Here is a 14,835-nt window from a genome sequence, read left to right on the forward strand (position 1 = left end):
GCAATGCCCCCGGAGGATGGTGACGCGCAACGCGGTCGATTTCAATTATCGATTGCCAGATGGGATGAGGTTCCCGTGAGATTTTCGGATCAGACTGCGAGCCGCCGTGACGCCGCCAGCCCTGCCAGCGCTTCGTCCAGCTTGTCGCGATCGAGCGGCTTGATCAGGAATCCGTTCATGCCCGCTTCGAAGCAGGCATAGCGATCCTCCACCAGCGTATTGGCGGTGAGCGCAAGGATCGGCGTGTGGTGGCCGCCGGTCGCCGCCTCATGCGTTCGGATTCGCTTCGTCGCCTCGATGCCGTCGAGCTGCGGCATCTGGATGTCCATCAGCACGAGATCATAGGGCGTGCCGGCCGATGAAGCGGCGAGCCAGGACTCCAGCGCGGCCTCGCCGTGGACGGCGATGACGACGCGATGGCCGAGCTTCGTCAGCAGCGAGCGCATCAACAGCGCGTTGATCTCGTTGTCCTCGGCGACGAGGATCGACAGGGCCTTGGTCGCTCCTTTGGCCGGCGTCGCGCCGGCAGCTTCCGCCGGTGGTTCCGGCGCCAGATCGGGCGAGGCCACCTCCGGTGTCATCGCAAGGCGCGCGGCGAGCGAGGCCGCCCGCAGTGGCTTCACCAGAAAACCGGTGAAGGCCGGGGACAGCTTTTCGTGGCGCGAGCTAGAGGTCAGCAGCACGAGGCGCTGCAACGCATGCGCGCGGGCCATTTCGCCCAGCTGGTCGGCCGCGGCAGGGCCGATCGCACGATCGATCAGCACCGCGTGCCATGAGCGTTCCGGCAGCAGCGCTTCGGCGACCGCGGCATCCGTAATCATGCAGGTCTGGCCACCCCAGCGCTCGAGGCGCCGCGCGATCAGCGAGGCCTCGATGCCGTCGGCGACGAGGAGCATCGACTTGCCGGTGAGGTCGGGACTTGGAAAGGCCGTCTGTCCCGCGCTGGCTTGCGACGGCGGAAGCGGCACCGCGATCTCGAAGGTCGAGCCTTTGCCCGGCTCGCTCGCGAGCGTGATCCGGCCGCCCATGCGCTTGACGATGCGCTCGCTGATGGAAAGGCCGAGCCCGGTGCCGCCATAGGTGCGGGCGACGCGCTCGTCGGCCTGCTCGAATTCGCGGAAGATGCGCTGCTGCGCCTCCGGCGCAATGCCGATGCCGGTGTCGCGGACCAGGAAGCTGATCTCGTTCGGCCAGATGCCGGGCTCGACGATCAGCGCGACGCCACCGCTCGCGGTGAACTTGATGGCGTTGCCGGCGAGGTTGAGCAGCACCTGGCGCAGCCGCGCGGCATCACCGACCACCTCCAGCGGCAGGCGCTCGTCGACATAGGCGGCGATCTCGAGCGCCTTGGCCTGCGCGCGGGGCGCGAGCAGCTCGGTGATCTCCTCGACCAGGGTCGAGAGCGCGAAGGGACGCTGCTCCAGATCAAGCTTGCCAGCCTCTATCTTGGAATAGTCGAGCAGCTCCTCGATCAGCGCCATCAAGGCTTCGCCCGAGGTTTTCACCGCCTTGGCATAGGTCGCCTGCTCCGGCGTCAGATTGGTGTCGAGCAGGAGGCCGCCCATGCCGATGATGCCGTTCAGGGGGGTGCGGATTTCGTGCGAGGCCATCGCGAGGAAGCGCGATTTGGCGCGGTTGGCGGCGTCGGCCTGGTCGCGCGCGTCGGACAGAGCGCGTTCGGTCTCGGTGCGGTCGGTGACGTCGCGTCCCACGCTCTGCAATTCGGCGGGCTGTCCGGCATCGAGGCGGACATAGCCTTCGCGCCAGGCGATCCAGCGCGCGCCGAGCGGGGTTGCGATCTTCTGGTCGTGGATGCGTGTGCCGCTGCTCTCGCGGGCGCTGTCACCCTGCTCCAGCACGTCGAAATCGAAGCGCGTGCCGACCAGCGCGCTGCGCGCCTGTCCTGCGAGCGCGCAATAGGCTTCGTTGGCAAAGGTGATGCGGCCATCGGTAGCGCGCAGCACGATGAGGTCGCCCTGCTGCTCGAACAGGCTGCGGGCGCGTTCTTCCGCCTCCTTCAGCTCCCAATTGCGATCGATCAGCGCCTCGTTGTGGGCGGCGAGCGTACGCAGCCGCTTGCCCACGAAACGCAGGCGCATGCTCAGCGTCGCAAGGCCGAGGCAGGCGAGCGCGAACAGGAAGCTCGCGCCGATCGCAAAGGTGTGGGGATCGTAGCCGGAGTTCTCGGACCGGCTGCCGGACACGAAGCCATAGGCGCCGCCGAAGGTCGCCGAGAAGATCATGAAAGAGCGGATCGCGAAAGCGATGCGGGGATGCTGTCGCCTGAAGCGGCGCATGCGCACCTTGATCCGGAACGTCCGACCCATCGCCACCGACCCCGACTCTTCTTCGAAATCCCGCCACCCGCCGTCTGCGACGATGTCGCGCCGACCTTGCGAACAGCTTGAGGCTTTGGCGCTGCCTCCAAACAGGGTTGACCAGGTGTTAACGGCTCAGAGCGAGGCGGCCTGGAGCGGGAGCGGGCGATGGCCGCCATGGGCGCCGACGATCAGCGCCGCGGCCTCGCGCTGCGAGAACGACTTCGAGCGCACATAGATGCGGTAATCCGCCGGCCCTTCGGTGGAGAGATAGATCACCTGGCCGCCATCGACGGGCTGAGCGGCAATCGAGACGAGGCGCGTCGAGGGATTGGCCTGACAGGAATCCGGCTCGGAACCGAGACCGTCGTCGACCACGGCGAAGTCCGCTGTATCGGCATCGTCGGTGATCTGAACCCGCACCGTGGCCCGGGCGGGATCCTCGGTGAAGGCGACATGGACGCCGGCGGTCCAGAACAGGGAGGTGAGCTCGACCGAGGTTTCGCCGAGGGCGATGCAGGGATGCGAGACCGATCCGATCTCCGCGCGGGCGAACACCGCAGCCGCCAACAAGGGAACAACCGAGGCCAGGATCTTGAAACGCAACATGACACTCTACTCGCCGAGGCCCGGGGAACTCATTGGGCCTTATGGTTTGCAGAGCGTAAAGGAAACTCGTTACCGCCGGGTTGATGCGCGGAATGATCAAGCCATCTGGCGCACATCCTCCGCGAGTGCGCGGTAGGACAGCGCTTCGGCGAGATGCAGCCGGCCGATCTTGTCGGCGCGATCGAGGTCCGCCAGCGTGCGCGCCACCCGCAGCACGCGGTGATAGCCGCGCGCCGACAGCCGCATGGTCTCGGCGGCGTCGCGCAGCAGCTTCTGGCCCTGCGCGTCCGGCTTTGCGATCTCCTCCAGCACAGAGGCAGGAGCCTCGGCATTGGTGCGGACACGGGGCAGGCCGGCATCGGCATAACGCGCGAGCTGGATGTCGCGCGCCGCCGCCACGCGGGCGGCGACTTCGGCGGAGCCTTCCGCCGGGGGCGGCAGGATCAAGTCGGCTGCGGTCACGGCAGGAACTTCGATGCGCAGGTCGATACGGTCCATCAGCGGGCCGGAGATGCGCGCCTGGTAGTCGCCGGTGCAGCGGTCGACGCGGCCGCGCTTGCAGGCATAGCCCGGCTCGAACGCGTTGCCGCAGCGGCACGGATTCATCGCCGCGACCAGCATGAAGCGGGCAGGGTAAGTGAGGCGATGATTGGCGCGCGACACCGCGACCTCGCCGTTCTCCAGCGGCTGCCGGAGCGAATCCAGCACGCGCGGATCGAACTCCGGCAATTCGTCGAGGAACAGCACGCCCTGATGTGCCAGCGAGATCTCGCCGGGCTTTGCGCGCATGCCGCCGCCGGTGAGCGCGGCCATGCTCGCGGAATGATGCGGCGAGCGGAACGGCCGCTTGGCCGTCAGCGCGCCGCCCTCGATTTCGCCGGCAACGGAGGCGATCATCGAGACCTCGAGCAGTTCGCTCGGTGACAGCGGCGGCAGGATCGAGGGCAGGCGCGCCGCCAGCATCGATTTGCCGGCGCCGGGCGCCCCGATCATGAGCAAATGATGCCCGCCGGCGGCCGCGATCTCCAGCGCGCGCTTGGCGCTTTCCTGGCCCTTGATGTCGCGCAGGTCGAGCGTGGAGGCGGCGGGCTCATGCACCTTCGGTGACGGCCGCGACAGCACCTGGGTGCCCTTGAAGTGGTTGGCGATCTGGATCAGCGAGCTTGCCGCGATGATCTGGATGTCCGGGCTCGCCCATGCCGCTTCGGAGCCGCACGAGGCCGGGCAGATCAGCCCTTCCTCGCGCATATTGGCGCCGAACGCGGCGGGAAGAACGCCGGCCACGGGCGCGATCGAGCCGTCGAGGCCGAGCTCGCCGAGCACGGTGAAGCCGGTCAGCGCATCCCGCGGGATCGCGCCGATCGCCGCCATCAAGCCGAGTGCAATCGGCAGGTCGTAATGGCTGCCTTCCTTCGGGAGGTCGGCCGGCGCCAGGTTGACGATGATCCGCCGCGCCGGCAGCGCCAACCCTGAGGCGATCAGCGCCGAGCGCACCCGCTCGCGCGCCTCCGACACCGCCTTGTCCGGCAGGCCGACGATGGCAAATGCCGGCAGGCCCGGCGCGACCTGCACCTGCACGTCGACCGCACGGGCCTCGATCCCCTCGAAGGCGACGGTGGAAACCCGCTGAACCATGCTCAAACCAGCCTGCCCCTCTCGCACAATTAGGGGTAGCAGAGACGGACCTTCTCCGCAAGAACAATACGGGAACGATCCCGGAGGGCGAGCAAGCCCTAACCAATCGTAAACGCCACGCCGACACTAAGCCTCGAATGCCGGCTTCTGTCCTCAGCACATTCCAACGAATGTCCGCTATTCCTGAGGCTGCGGGATGGGCCGTGGTCTAACGGGTGAACAATTCAAATGCTTGCAAATCGCCGGAGAAGCGAACGTCGGGTATGCAGCCGGCTCGCCAAGATCCATTTTGGCGCGGGCTCGCTGCCGCGGGACTGCACGATCACCGATATTTCGGATGGCGGCGTGAAGGTGGTGGCGGAATTCCTGGAAGTGCCGCCGCAATTCACCATCATTTTCGCACCTGATTATTCCCGCCAATGCCGCCTGCGCTGGCGCATCGGCTGCGAATTCGGTGCCGAGTTCACCGACTAAAGCGCGATGCGATGAGGACCAATCGTCATCGCGCTTTAGGTTGTTATTTAAGCATGATCTTTCCGGAAAACCGCTGCGCACTTTCCGGATCATGCTTTGAGGTCACACAGGCCGCGTCCTTAACGGGACTTTAGCGTTAATCGGTAAGCATCTCTGATCAGTTGCCGAGTGATCAGAGTATGTCCAAGCGTTCGTCCCTCGCCTCTTCCCCGGCGAGATTGCTGCTTCCCGCACTCCTGGTGCTCGTCCTCGGCGGTTGCCAGACCGCCGGCATCGAGGATGTGACCGGCGCGCTTGGCGTTAGATCGGAAACGGCTGTCAAGGCCGACGCCAAGGCTGACGCCAGGTCCGACATGGATGCGTTGCGCGAGCGCTATCGCGCCAAGCCCAGTGATCCCAACGTTGCGCTCGCCTACGGCAAGGCGCTGCGCGAGACCGGCCAGCGCGCGCAGGCGGTTGCGGTCATGGAGCAGGCGGTGCTCGCCCATCCCAGCAACAAGGCGCTGCTCGCCGGCTATGGCCGCGCGCTCGCCGACAGCGGCAATTTCCAGCAGGCCTTCGACGTCCTCAGCCGCGCGCATGCGCCGGAGGATCCGGACTGGCGCATCCTGTCGGCGCAAGGTGCGGCGCTCGATCAGCTCGGCCGCAACGAGGAGGCGCAGCAATATTATGCCGCGGCGTTGAAGATCGTGCCGGACGAGCCGACCGTGCTGTCCAATCTCGGCCTGTCCTATATGCTGCAAAACAATCTGCCGAAGGCCGAACAGGTGCTCGGCCGCGCTTATCAGCGCAATCAGAACGATGCGCGGGTCCGCGCCAATCTCGCGCTCGTGCTGGGATTGCAGGGCCGCGAGGCCGAGGCCGAAATCCTCGTGAAGGCAGATTTGCCGCCGGACCAGGCCGCGGCCAAGGTCGCGGCGCTGCGGCAGCTGCTGGCGAAGAAGCAGCAGCGGGCGGATAAGTAGTCCGCCCCTTTTGGTGTACGCTTACGACGCCTTGCGATGCGGCGCCGAGTTGCGGCTTGACTTGCCCTTCAACTTCTTCAGCAGCGGTCCGAGCAGCGAGCGCTTCGGCTTCTTCACCTCGCCGCGGCCGGCGAGGCGGTTCGCCATGTTCTGGAACAGCTCGGTGGTGCGGTGGTTCTTGGAGACCTCCGCGATCATCTGGCCGTTATTGGCGGCGGTGGAGAACAGCTTTGAATCGAACGGGATCATCGCGATCGGCTGGCTTTCCATGGTCTTGGCGAACGCCTTGACCTCGATCTCCGCGCGCTTGTGCATGCCGACCTGGTTGATGCAATACAGCGGCGGCCGGTCGTTCGGCCGCGCCGCCTTCAGCACGCTCAGCATGTTCTTGGTGTTGCGCAAATTGGCGAGATCGGGCTCGGCCACGATGACGATGTCGTCGGCGTTCACCAGCGCGCGCCGCGTCCAGCCGGACCATTGGTGGGGAACGTCGAGCACGATGCAGGGCGTGGTCATGCGCAGCGTGTCGAACACGGCGTCGAAAGCTTCGGCGCCGAAATCGTAGACGCGGTCGAGGGTGGCAGGCGCCGCGAGCAGGCTGAGGCGCTCGGTGCATTTGGAGAGCAGGCGCTCCATCAGCGCCGTGTCCGGCCGGTCCTGCGACAGCACCGCGTTGGCGATACCCTGCACCGGGTCCTGGTTGTAGTCGAGGCCCGCGGTGCCGAAGGCGAGGTCGAGGTCGATCACGACGGAATCGAGCGCGAGGTCACGGGCGATGGTCCAGGCCAAATTGTGCGCGACGGTGGAGGCGCCGACGCCGCCCTTGGCGCCCACCACCGCGATGACGCGGCCGGTGATGATGGCCTCGGAGGCCGAGAACAGGCTGCAGATGGAGCGGACCACGTCGAGGGTTTCGACCGGTCCCACCACATAATCGTTGACGCCGCGGCGCACCAGCTCGCGATAGGGCGCGGTGTCGTTGGGATTGCCGATCACGACCACGCGTGTGCCGGGGTCGCAGACGCCGGCGAGGTCGTCCAGTCCCTCGAGGATGTCGCGCGTGCCGTCGGATTCGATCACGATCACGTTCGGCGTCGGCATCGATTCATAGACTTCGATCGCCGCGGCAAGGCCACCGTCCTTGGCGGTGAGGTGCGCCTTGGCGAGCCGGCGGTCCTGCCCGGCCGCGGTTACCGCGGCCAGCGTCTTCTCGGTCTCGCAAAAGGCCTGCACCGAAATGCGGGGAACCGGCGCAATGTGTTCCTCGGGGTGCTGCGGATCGTCCGCTTCTTCGTCGTGGATGCCCGTCATTTGCCTGTGTCGCTGAGCTTGGCCCTGTCGGCCTCGGAATTGGGAGTCGAGATCGCAGTGCCCTTGCGGTAGCGATCAAAGGCGATGTCGCGCCGCGCGGTATAGGCCGGCGTCTCGGATCGCGGCTGCTCGAGGTCGGCCGGATTGTCGATCATCGCGGCGAGATTGCGCTGGCTGGCGCAGCCCAGATTGAAGTAGGGCCGGTTCTCGTTGTAGCCGGGATCGAGGATGTTGGGGCCGAGGTCTTCCGGCCACAGCCCGCAGGGGCCGGCGACCGCGGCGATCTTCGAATAGCTCAGGCGGATGGTGGGCAGCAGCCCGGGATCTTCAGGGCGATAGGGATGCTGGACGATGGCACGCGACGGCACGCCGCCGGATGCGAGCACGGAACGGATTTCCCGATAGGTCGCAGCCGCCGCGCGCGAATTCGCAGCGTCGACGGGAACGTCGACGACGACGGAGCCGGTACCTTCGCGCACCCAGTCCCGGGCGATGCCCGCGACGTCCGAATGCTGCGCGGCGGACAGGCCGCCCCTCGCCTTGCCGACGAAGATCACGATCGACTTCTTGCCTTCCTGCACCGCGATCGGGTGGCGCTGGCGATAGTCGGTCGGCACCGTCTGGGTGACGATCTCGCCGGTGGTGTTGCAGGCGCCCAGCATGACGGAGAGCCCCGTCAGTGCCAGCGCGGCGCCTAGATTGCGACGTCGATCGGCTGTGGTCTTCGTCATCGCTTCGTCCCCTCTTGCCCCGATTCCCGCCCCGTTCCCCAGCCGTCCGTTCGTCTCAGTCGATGATGAAGCCGAAATCGCCGGGCGCGCCGGCGATCGGATCGACGCGACGCGCGATGCCATAGAGGCGGTTCATGCGGCCGAGCAGTGCGGTCTGCGCGTCCGAGGCCGGCGCGAAGCCGTCGTCGGGCCGCGCCAATTCCTTCTGGGCGACCGCGCGCACCACATAGGGCGTCACGATCACCATCAGCTCGGTCTCGTTGTTGACGAAGTCCTGGCTGCGGAACAGCGCGCCGATGATCGGCACCTGGTCGACGCCGGGCAGGCCGTTGATCGCCTGCTTGGTCTGCTGCTGGATCAGGCCGGCCATCGCCATCGAGCCGCCCGAGGGAATTTCCAGCGTCGTCTCGGCGCGGCGAGTCTGGATCGAGGGGATGGTGATCGAGTTGCTCGAGGTCGAGGACACCGCCTGCGTCAACGTGATCGAATTCGTATTCGACAGCTCCGAGACCTCGGTCATCACGCGCAGGCTGATGCGACCTTCGCTGAGCACGACGGGAGTGAAGTTCAGGGAGATGCCGAACTTCTTGTAGGTGACCTGGGTGGTACAGACGTGGGTGACCGGATCGCAGGAATAGCCTGCCGGGATCGGGAATTCGCCGCCGGCGATGAAGGTGGCGGATTCGCCCGAGATCGCGGTCAGGCTCGGTTCGGCGAGCGTGCGCATGACGCCGGCGCTTTCCATCGCGCGCATGGTGGCGCTGACGGTGGCGACGCCCTTGGCGAGGCCGGCGACGCCGAGCCCGTTGCTGCCGACGATCGGTCCGCCCGAGACCGAGAACGGGTTGGAATTGTTGAAATTCACCACCGCGGTGCCGGCGTTCAGGCTGGCGCTGAGATCGACGCCGAGCTGCTTGACGATGTCGCGGCGCACTTCGCCGACGACGACCTTGAGCATCACCTGGTCGCGGCCGCGCACGACGATGCTGTTGACGACCTTGTCCGAGCCGCCGACCAGTTTTGCGGCGACCTCGCCGGCCTGCTGGGCCTCGACTGGGCTCGACACCGATCCGGTCAGCATCACGCTGTCGCCGACGCCTTCGATCTGGACGCCCGGCAGCGACTGGCGCAGGGCCGCGCGCATGCCGTTGAGGTCGCGCTTCACTGCGATGTCATAGGAGGCGACCTGCTGGCCGTCGGCGGTGAAGAACACGACGTTGGTCTGGCCGACCTGGCCGCCGATGATATAGGCGCGCTGGGCCGAGCGGATCACTGCATTGGCGATCTTGGGATCGGCCACCAGCACGTCCTTGACCTCGCGCGGCAGGTCGATGACGACGGATTTGCCGACGCCAAGCGAGAGAAAACGCGTCTTCGCCGACGCGATGGTCCCGACCGACGACACGCCGAGATCCGGTGCCTGCATCGGCGCCTGGTCGCCGACCGGCGCATCCGTCGCGCTGACGAGGTCGGGGGCTGCGAGCAGCCCCAGCACCAGCGTCGTCCCCGTCCAGAACGAGCGCGTGCGCTTCCCCCGAAGGCGCAGGCCCATCCGATCATCCCCGTAGTTCATGCTTTCCCCATCATCACTTCTGTGACGTCAATTGCCGTGCCTGCACCCCGTAACGGATCACGTTCACGCCGCCCGCACGCTTGATCCCCTGGTCCTCGGGCGTGCCGTCGACTGCGTTGGCATCGACGATGCTCCGCAGCGCGAGCTGGAGCGTGCCGCCCTGGCGCGCGGCTGCGAGCACTGCGACCTGGTCGGGCCGAAGCTCGAGCGTGACGGTCTTGCCGACGACGGCGTTCTGGCCGTCCTTCTCCTTCGGCGCCTGGTCGATCGCGAGCACGCGGATGTTGGTCAGGATGACCTCGGACAGGACGAGGTCGTTGCCGCCGGTCGGACCGTTGTTGTTGGCGCCGTCGGGGTTCTTCAGACGGCGAGTCAGGACGATGTCGACGCGGTCATTCGGAAGGATGAAGCCGCCAGCGGCGGTCTCGGCTGAAATCTCGGTGGAAACGGCGCGCATCCCGGCGGGCAGGATCGCGGCCATGAAGCCGGAGCCGTCGGCCTTGACCAGCTTCTGCTCCCGGATCGGCTCGCCCTGCATCAGGGGGACGCGGGCGATCGAGCCGGCGATCTGCGTCTGCGCCTCGGGCCTGCTGTCGCGGCGGATGAAGGCGCTGCTCGCGGTCGCTGCCGGCCAGGCCTGCCATTGCAGGTCCTCGGGCTTCACGGCCTGGCCGAGCCCGATGTCGGACTTGGCGACGAGGACCTCGACGGTCGGCAGCTTCTCGGCGACGGGCAGGACGGGCGCGGGCTTGTTGTCGAAGCCGCTCGCCAGATACGCAGCGACACCACCGGCGCCCAGCGCGATGACGAGAACGACAATGCGTGCGGTATTCATACGCTTCTACTCTTACGCGGGGCACTCGAACCGCACCTGGCGGGTTCCCCGTGTCGATGAGTAGGGAGTAAAAGTATAAGGGGTGTTGCGAGGCCGAATGCGATGGCCGGCCTCGATGCTGGTTTTCGGCAGATGGTGAACGCGGCGTTATCCGGTCGGCCAGCAGCCCCGTAGATTCACGCAGTACGGAACGTCCGTTCGAATGACATGCGCGGCGTCATGGTGAATGGGTGGTTAGTGGTGTGTGGGTGCGATCATGCCAATGAGATCGCAGCGCGCTCCACAACATCGGTCTCGTCCCGGCGAACGCCGGGACCCATAACCCCAGGGAGCAGTTTGACGAAGATTGAGCGCCCGGTACCGCGACCAAGCTCCCCGGATAGATTCCGCGGTATGGGTCCCGGCGTTCGCCGGGACGACGCTGAGGAGAGTTCGCGCGCTCCGCAACGTCATCATTGCAGAGTGCTACTTCGCCCGCTTCTGTTCGATCACGTCCCAGACCTTCGCCGCAACATCCGGGCCGCCGAGGCGCGCGATGGCGCGGATGCCCGTCGGCGAGGTGACGTTGATCTCGGTGAGGTTGCCGTTGATGACGTCGATGCCGACGAACAACAGGCCGCGCTCGCGCAGCGCCGGTCCGACCGTGGCGCAGATCTCGCGCTCGCGCGGGGTGAGCTCGGTCTCCTGCGCCGCGCCGCCGCGCACCATGTTGGAGCGGAGGTCGTCGGCGGCCGGCACGCGGTTGACGGCGCCGGCGAACTCGCCGTTGACCAGGATGATGCGCTTGTCGCCGTGCCTCACCTCGGGGATGAATTGCTGGATCACCCAGGGCTCCCGGAACGTCACCGAGAACATGTCGAACAGCGAACCGAAATTCATGTCCTGCGGCATCACGCGGAACACCGCCGCGCCGCCATGGCCATGCAGCGGCTTCATGACGACCGCACCATGCTTGTCGCGGAAGCCGTTGATCTCATCTAAGTCGCGCGAGATCAGCGTCGGCGGCATCAGCTGCGGAAATTTCATCACGAACAGCTTTTCCGGCGCGTTGCGCACCGAAGCGGGATCGTTGACCACCAGCGTCTTCGGATGGATGCGCTCCAGAAGATGCGTCGAGGTGATGTAGGCGAGGTCGAACGGCGGATCCTGGCGCAGCAGCACCACGTCAAAGCCGTTCAGCGCCTCGCGCCTGGGCTCGCCGAGCGTGAAGTGATCGCCGGGCTCGTCGCGCACGGTCAGGAGCTGAACCGGCGCCACGATGTCCTCGCCGACCATCGAGAGCTTGTCGGGCGTATAATAGGACAGGCCGTGGCCGCGCTTCTGCGCCTCCAGAAGCAGCGCAAAGGTGGAATCGCCCTTGATGTTGATGCGGGCGATGGGGTCCATCTGGACGGCGACGTTAAGTTTCATGGTCTGCCTTTCAGGTCGAGGCGTCGAATGCCGCCAACACATGGCGCGGAAGTGAGCGCGGCGCAATCAGCATGGCGTCGAATCGCAATTCGAATTCGGCATGCTCGGGATGCGCCACGAGCCAGCCTTGCGCGGCGTCGATGATGCGCTGCTGCTGGCGCGGCGTCACGGCGAAGGCCGCGTCATCCAGCGTGGCCCGCGCCTTGACCTCGACGAAGGCGATCAGATTGCGGCGGCGTGCCACGATGTCGATCTCGCCATGCGGGGTGCGGTAGCGCTTTGCGAGGATGCGGTAGCCCTTGGCCATCAGATAGGCCGCTGCGCGGCTCTCCGCGGAGATGCCGGTGTGAAACGCGGCGACGCGTTCGGGCGAGGCGACCTTCGGTTCCACCGGGACCTCAGTCTTCGCCATCGCCGCCCCTTAAGTCTTTTGCAAGCTCGAGCGCGCGGGCATAGACCTCGCGGCGCGGGCGGCCGGAGAGCGCGACCGCATGCGCCACGGCATCCTTGACGCTGTGCGCGGCAAGCTGTTCGCGCAACAGACCGTCCAGCGCATCCGACGTCAGCATCTCGGCGTCGGCCGCCGGCGGCGCGATCACCAGCACGAACTCGCCGCGCGTCTCCAGCGTATCGGCCTCGCGCGCCAGCTGGCTCAACGGAGCGCGCGAGATCTCCTCGTGCAGCTTGGTCAGCTCGCGGCAGATCGCGGCCTCGCGCGTGCCCATGATCTCGGCGAGCTCGGCCAGCGTGTCCTGCACGCGGTTGCCGGATTCGAACATCACCAGCGTCGCATCGATGCGTGCGAGCTCGGTCAAGCGCGCCTTTCGCGCGGCGGATTTCGCCGGCAAAAAGCCTTCGAAGAAGAAGCGGTCGGTTGGCAGTGCCGCCACCGACAGCGCCGCCAGCACCGAGGACGGGCCGGGCAGGGCATACACCGCATGGCCGGCGGCGCAGACCTCGCGCACCAGCTTGAAGCCGGGATCGGAGATCAGCGGCGTGCCGGCGTCGGAGACCAGCGCAATCGAGCCGCCCTGCCCCAGCGCCTCCAGGATTTTCGGGCGCGCGGCTTCCGCATTGTGCTCGTGATATTGCTTGAGCTGCGCGGCGATGGCGTAGCGCTCGGTCAGGCGCCGGGTGATGCGGGTGTCCTCGCAGGCGATGACATCGACGCCGGCGAGGGTCTGGAGCGCCCGCAGCGTGATGTCGCCGAGATTGCCGATGGGGGTTGCGACCAGATGGAGGCCCGGTGCCGCCTTCGGCGCCGCAAGCCGATGGGCATCGATGCAGAAACCGCGCGAGGCGGCGTCTTGAGCTTCAGGCGTATTTATCGGGACCGGCTTTGCGCGCATAATGAAGTCAACTTAGGCACGATCCGCAGGGCTGGGAACCGGTTCGCCGAAAAAGATCGCGCCGATGTGAGGGGCGAGGAACGGACGGGAATGTGATCGATCCAGGATCACGCCGAGAGGGCGTGAGGGCTCTCGCGCCATATTCGCGACCGAAACGCCGCCTTGATGCTGAATGAGCGAGGGCAAACAGCTGCCGGGACAGCAAGGCGGCCGCGTTAAGCGGCTATTATCCTTTTGTTTCGGTTAACTATTTGCCGACAATATGCCTGAATCCGTGGCTTGTGTCGTGGAAAGAATGTCGTGACCCGCCGGCGCCGACGGGTCAGAAGAGAAGCTGAAATGGTGGGCCCGCGTTATCCAAAATCTCCCGTTCCGGGGTCCCTGATGTCAGGGGCGACCCGCCGGAGCGCGCTCGGCCTGTTGCTCGGCACGCCACTGCTGTCGGCCTGCGCCGGCGTGCAGCAGAGCCTGAGCCAGTTTTCCAACCCCTTCTCGAACTCGACGCCGCCGGCTCAGCCCGCAGGTCCCCCGCAACAGGCGACGACCGCCGGCACCGGCGGCGTGAAGGTCGCCGTGATTCTGCCGCTCTCGGCCGCCGGCAATGCCGGCTTGGCCGCGCAATCCATGCGCAACGCCGCCGAGATGGCGCTGGCCGAGTTCCAGAACCCGAACATCCAGCTGCTGATCAAGGATGACAATGGCAGCCCGCAAGGCGCGCAGGGCGCCGCGCAGCAGGCCGTCGACGAAGGCGCCGAGATCATTTTGGGACCGCTGTTCGCGCAATCGGTGCCGGCGGTGGCGCAAGTCGCGCGCACGCGCGGCATTTCCGTGATGGCGTTCTCGACCGATTCCAGCATCGCCGGCCGCGGCGTCTATTTGCTCTCCTTCCTGCCGGAGTCCGACGTCAACCGCATCGTCGAATATTCCGCCAGCATCGGAAAGCGCTCCGTCGCCGTGCTGGTGCCCGACAATGCCTATGGCAATGTCGTCGAGGCCGCGGTGAAAGCGGCCGTGCCACGCCGCGGCGGGCGCATCGTCGCGTTCGAAAAATACGGCGCCGATCGTGCCACGCCGGCGCGCACCGTGGCGCAGCAACTCGGCAGCGCGGATGCGTTGTTCATTGCCGATGACGGCGATGCCGTGGTGACGGTCGCAGATGCGATGACCGCGGCGGGCGCGAACTTACGCAACATCCAGTTGCTCGGCACCGGCCTGTGGGACAATCCGCGGGTTTATGCGAATGCGAGCTTGCAAGGCGGCCTCTATGCCGCGCCCGATCCGGCCGGCTTCCGCGCCTTCTCCGGCCGCTACCGCACCAAATACGGCGCCGAACCGATTCGCACGGCAACGCTGGCCTATGACGCGGTCGCCCTCGTCGCCGCGCTGGCGCGCACGCAAGGCACCACGCGCTTCTCGTCCGACGTACTGACCAATCCGTCCGGCTTTGCCGGCATCGACGGCCTGTTTCGTTTCCGTGCGGACGGCACCAACGAGCGCGGGCTTGCGGTGATGAAGGTGACCCAGGGTGGCGGCGTTGCCGTCGCGGGCTCGCCGAAGAGTTTTGGGGCGTAGTTCGGGACGACAGTGCCGTAGGGTGGGCAAAGGCGCGCTTCGCGCCGTGCCCA

The 14,835-nt window shown here is 66.6% G+C and carries 13 protein-coding genes; 3 read left to right on the forward strand and 10 right to left on the reverse strand.

Annotated features, from left to right (window positions below; genetic code table 11):
* Nucleotides 1–89 precede the first annotated feature (89 nt).
* The 3 genes from XI04_RS29070 to XI04_RS29080 form a co-directional block, all read right to left on the reverse strand.
* Entirely contained in the window at nt 90–2,327 is a 2,238-nt protein-coding gene (locus XI04_RS29070; protein ID WP_271610581.1) for a PAS domain-containing hybrid sensor histidine kinase/response regulator, read from the reverse strand.
* A 126-nt stretch (nt 2,328–2,453) separates the two neighbouring features.
* Nucleotides 2,454–2,927, reverse strand: coding sequence for a hypothetical protein (locus tag XI04_RS29075; protein WP_028139394.1), 474 nt, complete (start codon nt 2,925–2,927; stop codon nt 2,454–2,456).
* 96 nt (nt 2,928–3,023) lie between these two features.
* Nucleotides 3,024–4,562 carry a YifB family Mg chelatase-like AAA ATPase gene (locus XI04_RS29080; protein ID WP_271610580.1) on the reverse strand — a complete coding sequence of 513 codons (1,539 nt, stop codon included), beginning with the start codon at nt 4,560–4,562 and terminating at the stop codon, nt 3,024–3,026.
* Between the two features lie 228 nt (nt 4,563–4,790).
* Between XI04_RS29080 and XI04_RS29085 the strand changes: the two genes are divergently transcribed.
* Together XI04_RS29085 and XI04_RS29090 are read left to right on the forward strand one after the other, a co-directional pair.
* Nucleotides 4,791–5,036, forward strand: coding sequence for a PilZ domain-containing protein (locus tag XI04_RS29085; protein WP_011083489.1), 246 nt, complete (start codon nt 4,791–4,793; stop codon nt 5,034–5,036).
* 179 nt (nt 5,037–5,215) lie between these two features.
* Nucleotides 5,216–6,001, forward strand: coding sequence for a tetratricopeptide repeat protein (locus tag XI04_RS29090; RefSeq protein WP_095424558.1), 786 nt, complete (start codon nt 5,216–5,218; stop codon nt 5,999–6,001).
* Between the two features lie 21 nt (nt 6,002–6,022).
* Here the strand turns inward: XI04_RS29090 and XI04_RS29095 are convergent, their stop codons facing one another.
* From XI04_RS29095 to rsmI, 7 genes are all read right to left on the reverse strand, one after another.
* Nucleotides 6,023–7,312 (reverse strand): AAA family ATPase, encoded by a 1,290-nt coding sequence (locus XI04_RS29095; RefSeq protein WP_271610579.1) that lies wholly within the window; start codon nt 7,310–7,312, stop codon nt 6,023–6,025.
* Nucleotides 7,309–8,043, reverse strand: coding sequence for a CpaD family pilus assembly protein (locus XI04_RS29100; RefSeq protein ID WP_271610578.1), 735 nt, complete (start codon nt 8,041–8,043; stop codon nt 7,309–7,311). The genes XI04_RS29095 and XI04_RS29100 overlap by 4 nt, the downstream gene beginning before the upstream one ends.
* A gap of 55 nt (nt 8,044–8,098) precedes the next feature.
* Complete coding sequence (locus XI04_RS29105; RefSeq protein ID WP_271610577.1) at nt 8,099–9,616, reverse strand: type II and III secretion system protein family protein; 1,518 nt, start codon at nt 9,614–9,616, stop codon at nt 8,099–8,101.
* A gap of 13 nt (nt 9,617–9,629) precedes the next feature.
* On the reverse strand, nt 9,630–10,451 hold the full coding sequence (cpaB, locus tag XI04_RS29110) for a Flp pilus assembly protein CpaB (protein ID WP_038972285.1): 822 nt from the start codon (nt 10,449–10,451) through the stop codon (nt 9,630–9,632).
* A 465-nt stretch (nt 10,452–10,916) separates the two neighbouring features.
* Nucleotides 10,917–11,861 carry a glutathione synthase gene (gene gshB / locus XI04_RS29115; RefSeq protein ID WP_212477311.1) on the reverse strand — a complete coding sequence of 315 codons (945 nt, stop codon included), beginning with the start codon at nt 11,859–11,861 and terminating at the stop codon, nt 10,917–10,919.
* A 10-nt stretch (nt 11,862–11,871) separates the two neighbouring features.
* Entirely contained in the window at nt 11,872–12,273 is a 402-nt protein-coding gene (locus XI04_RS29120; RefSeq protein ID WP_028139402.1) for a YraN family protein, read from the reverse strand.
* Complete coding sequence (rsmI, locus tag XI04_RS29125; protein ID WP_271596350.1) at nt 12,260–13,210, reverse strand: 16S rRNA (cytidine(1402)-2'-O)-methyltransferase; 951 nt, start codon at nt 13,208–13,210, stop codon at nt 12,260–12,262. The genes XI04_RS29120 and rsmI overlap by 14 nt, the downstream gene beginning before the upstream one ends.
* 339 nt (nt 13,211–13,549) lie before the next feature.
* On the opposite strand from rsmI, the gene XI04_RS29130 reads away from it, so the two are divergent.
* Nucleotides 13,550–14,782 carry a penicillin-binding protein activator gene (locus XI04_RS29130; protein WP_193374889.1) on the forward strand — a complete coding sequence of 411 codons (1,233 nt, stop codon included), beginning with the start codon at nt 13,550–13,552 and terminating at the stop codon, nt 14,780–14,782.
* Nucleotides 14,783–14,835 lie beyond the last annotated feature (53 nt).

The organism is Bradyrhizobium sp. CCBAU 11430 (genome assembly GCF_028128855.1).
In the GTDB taxonomy this organism is placed as follows: domain Bacteria; phylum Pseudomonadota; class Alphaproteobacteria; order Rhizobiales; family Xanthobacteraceae; genus Bradyrhizobium; species Bradyrhizobium ottawaense.

Bases quoted from the DNA above. Each gene is read 5' to 3' on its own strand.
- XI04_RS29075 (WP_028139394.1), bottom strand. From the start codon at position 2,927: ATGTTGCGTTTCAAGATCCTGGCCTCGGTTGTTCCCTTGTTGGCGGCT.
- XI04_RS29130 (WP_193374889.1), top strand. From the start codon at position 13,550: ATGGTGGGCCCGCGTTATCCAAAATCTCCCGTTCCGGGGTCCCTGATG.
- XI04_RS29105 (WP_271610577.1), bottom strand. From the start codon at position 9,616: ATGAACTACGGGGATGATCGGATGGGCCTGCGCCTTCGGGGGAAGCGC.
- XI04_RS29080 (WP_271610580.1), bottom strand. From the start codon at position 4,562: ATGGTTCAGCGGGTTTCCACCGTCGCCTTCGAGGGGATCGAGGCCCGT.
- XI04_RS29070 (WP_271610581.1), bottom strand. From the start codon at position 2,327: ATGGGTCGGACGTTCCGGATCAAGGTGCGCATGCGCCGCTTCAGGCGA.
- cpaB (WP_038972285.1), bottom strand. From the start codon at position 10,451: ATGAATACCGCACGCATTGTCGTTCTCGTCATCGCGCTGGGCGCCGGT.
- XI04_RS29095 (WP_271610579.1), bottom strand. From the start codon at position 7,312: ATGACGGGCATCCACGACGAAGAAGCGGACGATCCGCAGCACCCCGAG.
- XI04_RS29120 (WP_028139402.1), bottom strand. From the start codon at position 12,273: ATGGCGAAGACTGAGGTCCCGGTGGAACCGAAGGTCGCCTCGCCCGAA.
- XI04_RS29090 (WP_095424558.1), top strand. From the start codon at position 5,216: ATGTCCAAGCGTTCGTCCCTCGCCTCTTCCCCGGCGAGATTGCTGCTT.
- rsmI (WP_271596350.1), bottom strand. From the start codon at position 13,210: ATGCGCGCAAAGCCGGTCCCGATAAATACGCCTGAAGCTCAAGACGCC.
- gshB (WP_212477311.1), bottom strand. From the start codon at position 11,861: ATGAAACTTAACGTCGCCGTCCAGATGGACCCCATCGCCCGCATCAAC.
- XI04_RS29100 (WP_271610578.1), bottom strand. From the start codon at position 8,043: ATGACGAAGACCACAGCCGATCGACGTCGCAATCTAGGCGCCGCGCTG.
- XI04_RS29085 (WP_011083489.1), top strand. From the start codon at position 4,791: ATGCTTGCAAATCGCCGGAGAAGCGAACGTCGGGTATGCAGCCGGCTC.